Source organism: Methanospirillum sp., assembly GCF_035560735.1.
GTDB lineage: Archaea > Halobacteriota > Methanomicrobia > Methanomicrobiales > Methanospirillaceae > Methanospirillum.
In genome coordinates this window covers 1-3435 of record NZ_DATMYY010000372.1, presented here as the reverse complement: position 1 = coordinate 3435, position 3435 = coordinate 1, and the positions used below count along the sequence as shown (strand labels likewise).

At 45.9% G+C, this 3435-nt stretch carries 6 protein-coding genes; all 6 read left to right on the top strand.

Annotated features, from left to right (window positions below):
* The first annotated feature begins 5 nt into the window (after positions 1-5).
* From VN429_RS11050 to VN429_RS12595, 6 genes are read left to right on the top strand one after another with little or no spacing between them, the layout of a single operon-like run.
* Positions 6-143, top strand: a complete 138-nt coding sequence (locus tag VN429_RS11050; RefSeq protein ID WP_325633267.1) for a FeoA family protein — start codon at positions 6-8, stop codon at positions 141-143.
* A 2-nt stretch (positions 144-145) separates the two neighbouring features.
* Entirely contained in the window at positions 146-379 is a 234-nt protein-coding gene (locus tag VN429_RS11045) for a FeoA family protein (protein WP_325633265.1), read from the top strand.
* A complete protein-coding gene (gene feoB / locus VN429_RS11040; protein WP_325633262.1) occupies positions 376-2364 on the top strand; it encodes a ferrous iron transport protein B in 1989 nt (662 codons plus the stop codon). The genes VN429_RS11045 and feoB overlap by 4 nt, the downstream gene beginning before the upstream one ends.
* A 1-nt stretch (position 2365) precedes the next feature.
* The gene (locus VN429_RS11035) at positions 2366-2809 is read left to right on the top strand and encodes a hypothetical protein (protein WP_325633260.1); all 444 of its coding nucleotides are present in this window, start codon (positions 2366-2368) and stop codon (positions 2807-2809) included.
* Positions 2806-3147 (top strand): hypothetical protein, encoded by a 342-nt coding sequence (locus VN429_RS11030; protein ID WP_325633258.1) that lies wholly within the window; start codon positions 2806-2808, stop codon positions 3145-3147. The genes VN429_RS11035 and VN429_RS11030 overlap by 4 nt, the downstream gene beginning before the upstream one ends.
* Positions 3131-3403, top strand: a complete 273-nt coding sequence (locus VN429_RS12595; RefSeq protein ID WP_414675303.1) for a metal-dependent transcriptional regulator — start codon at positions 3131-3133, stop codon at positions 3401-3403. The genes VN429_RS11030 and VN429_RS12595 overlap by 17 nt, the downstream gene beginning before the upstream one ends.
* The last annotated feature ends 32 nt before the right edge of the window (positions 3404-3435 follow it).

Sequence of the window (3435 nt, the reverse complement as noted above, 5' to 3'; positions counted from 1 at the left end):
GTGTCCTGCCAGGTTCATCCTTAAAACTTATTCGCTGGGCTCCAATGGGGGACCCTGCTGAATGTCAGATCAGAGGATATAAACTTTCAATCCGAAGATCGGAGGCTGCATTGATATCGGTCTCTCAGGAAGGAGATGCATAACATTGGTCCCATTAAGTCTGATAAAAGAAGGAGACCGGGTCCAGGTTGAAAAAATTTTAGGATCAGGATACCTTGCAAGTACTCTCAGCCAACTTGGCATTATTGTTGGCGAGGAACTCATGGTTATTCAAAAAGTGAATGAATCAGTAATTATCAGAATTCGTGGAAGCAGGTATGCCCTTGGAACAGGGGCAGCGTGCATGGTTATGGTAAACCCGTTACCAGGAGCAGCATGACAGAAATGCGAATTCTTCTAACTGGAAATCCCAATGTCGGAAAAACGACCCTGTTTAATTCGCTCTGCGGGGTACATCAGCATACAGGAAATTATCCGGGTGTAACTGTTGAGATTAAAGAAGGTATCAGGAAATCAGATAATCAAACATTTCGAATATCAGACCTTCCTGGCACATACAGTCTTAGTGCATTTACTCCAGATGAACAGGTTGCACGCGATGCACTCCTCACATCTCATCCGGATGTAATTGTTCAGATAATTGATGCAACCAATATCGAACGAAATCTCTTCCTGACAACGCAACTGGTTGAGATTGGTCTTCCTGTAATCATTGCCCTGAATATGGTAGACCTTGCAGAGCAAACCGGAATTACTATTGATGGAGCATGCCTTTCAAAAAGCATCGGCCTACCGGTTGTAAAAGTTGTAGCAAGCCAGGGAAAAGGCATAGAAGAACTGGTTCAATCAATTATCCATGTATCACAGGGAAAGGAGGGGCAGAATCCGGCGCACACCCAGTATTCATCCACGATCACACAACGCCTGGAAGAGATCAGTTCTGTCCTTAAAAGTCATACACATCATCTCAGTGGACTGACTCCGGAGTACACAGCAATCAGGCTTCTTGAGGGAGACCAGAAATTATCTGAAAAACTTCATCAGGAAGGTCTGACTATTCCGGTAATTGACACCATGGATCCTGCCGCCATAGATGGATTCATCCAGGAGATCATGGTAGCCAGATATAAGACTGCTGAGCAGATAGCCGGATGTTCTGTCTCCTGCTCAATGGCCAGGATCATGCCAACTGATCTTCTTGACCATGTACTCACTCACCGGTTTTTCGGGATTCCCATCTTTCTCTCGTTCATGTGGTTTGCCTTCCAGTTAACATTCAGTGCTTCTGCTCCTGTTGCATTAGTTCTTGAGATCCTATTTGGAAGTACCAGCAAATTTGTCTCCAATCTCGGACTTGGGGAGACTGTGACCTCGTTCATCTCTGATGGAATAATAGGAGGAGTTGGAACTGTCTTCAGTTTTGTTCCAAGCATCTTTATCCTGTTCCTATTGCTTTCTTTGCTGGAAGACTCGGGATATCTGGCACGGGCAGCATTCGTCATGGACAGGCTGATGCATTCTATCGGGCTTCATGGACGATCCTTTATTCCGCTCCTCATAGGATTCGGGTGCAACGTTCCTGCTATTATGGCAACTCGGACACTTCAGAGCAGAGCTGACAGGTTCATTACCATTATCTCAATTCCATTCATGTCGTGCTCAGCACGGCTCCCGGTGTATGTTCTCCTTACAGGCGTATTTTTTGGAGCTCACGCAGGAACCGTGATATTCTTCCTGTACATCCTGGGCATTCTGGCTGCTATCGGAACTGCCCTTCTCTTCCGCAAAATGGTATTCCATGATGACCCCTCCCCGTTTATCATGGAGCTTCCCCCATATCGCAGCCCGACTCTCAAGGCTGCAACCCTGCACATGTGGCAACGAGGAAAAGAGTACCTACAGCGGGCAGGTATCGTAATCTTTGGAGGTGTACTCGTTGTATGGGTTCTCGCAAGTCTGCCATTTGGCGTTGAATACGGATCTGCAGACAGCCTTGCAGGATTACTTGGACACCTGGCCGAACCGATCTTTGCCCCCCTTGGATTTACATGGCAACTCGTCGTGGGTCTGATATTTGGTTTCATTGCGAAAGAAGTGGTTGTTGGATCTCTTGGAACACTCTACGGGGGCGAAGGTTCTCTTGCAAGTTCACTTGCAGCAGACCCGTCACTAGGTCCGGTAATCGCTCTTTCGTACATGGTATTTGTTCTCCTCTACCTCCCATGTGTTGCAACCCTTGGAGTTATTAAACAGGAGATGGGATCCTGGAAATGGACCGGAATCGCTTTGGGATGGGGAATTCTGGTGGCGTTTATCTTTGCCTGGGCAGCCCGGATTATTGGATCGTTCATCATTGGAGCATAAGATGTCAATAAACAAGCTTCCACTCAAAAACCTGTATGCCTGGACTATAGTTCTCACCGCGGTCACGATGATAGGAGGCATACTCTCGATTATTTCAGGCATTGGAATTGAGATAACAATTCCTGTAGCACCTGACATCCCGGGAGGCATAATCCTCCTCCTTCTCGGTTTGCTTCTCGCGACCGGCCTTTACGAAGGAATGCATGATCATACACGATGGGTACAGTTTGGATACACCGGAATCATCCTCATCCTGATATTCGGAGTCTGTACTGTGATAATATCGGGAGCAAATCTTCTCTCACTGATGCTGGAGGGTGAAGAAACAGACCCGGTATCCATCCTCTATTCCGGGTATGTATGGGCAGCAATACTCGCTCTGCCCATATATCCAGGATTAAAGACGCTTCTCTTTGGTTGTTCACAAGATGGTGCTTTCTCATGAGCGAGGGGCTTGAGGTCCTGGGATTCATTCACTACCAGGGTGGTTGTATGCTCTCTGATATCTGTTCAGAACTGAACCTTCCACTCAGTTCTGTTCATGGCTGGATATCCCTGCTCTGCAGCACGGGATACCTGAAACGCTGTGAAGCGGAAAATGGATCCTGTCCATGCGAAAAGAGTGGGAAAAGATGTGTGTCATGCAGTTGTTCATGCAAAGCAACTCAAGTCGGAATTCCCGTCAGAATCGAGGTTACAGAGCGGGGAATGGATCTGTTCAGAAGGAATAAACAGAAAATAGGTAAAACTAAAATTATCCCAGACGATGGAAAACTATCTTAAGACAATCTTTGCCTTAAGCCAAATTCGCGGATATGCAAGAATAAGTGAAATAGCAAAAGATCTTCATATCTCACCTTCTTCTGCTGTTGAGATGATTGGCAATATTACTGCTCTTTTACTTGTGATGTGGAAACGGTATGAAGATGTTTTTCTGACACCTGAAGTTATGGTACACGGGGAAATTATTCATAAACCCGATATCCAATTTAAATCCACTGTCTCTTTCAATATATCACCTCTAACAGTTTTTCGCTGAAATTACCAGAAAGGATATAACTCCTTCATTCT

Bases quoted from the DNA above. Each gene is read 5' to 3' on its own strand.
- feoB (WP_325633262.1), top strand. From the start codon at position 376: ATGACAGAAATGCGAATTCTTCTAACTGGAAATCCCAATGTCGGAAAA.
- VN429_RS11035 (WP_325633260.1), top strand. From the start codon at position 2,366: ATGTCAATAAACAAGCTTCCACTCAAAAACCTGTATGCCTGGACTATA.
- VN429_RS11030 (WP_325633258.1), top strand. From the start codon at position 2,806: ATGAGCGAGGGGCTTGAGGTCCTGGGATTCATTCACTACCAGGGTGGT.
- VN429_RS12595 (WP_414675303.1), top strand. From the start codon at position 3,131: ATGGAAAACTATCTTAAGACAATCTTTGCCTTAAGCCAAATTCGCGGA.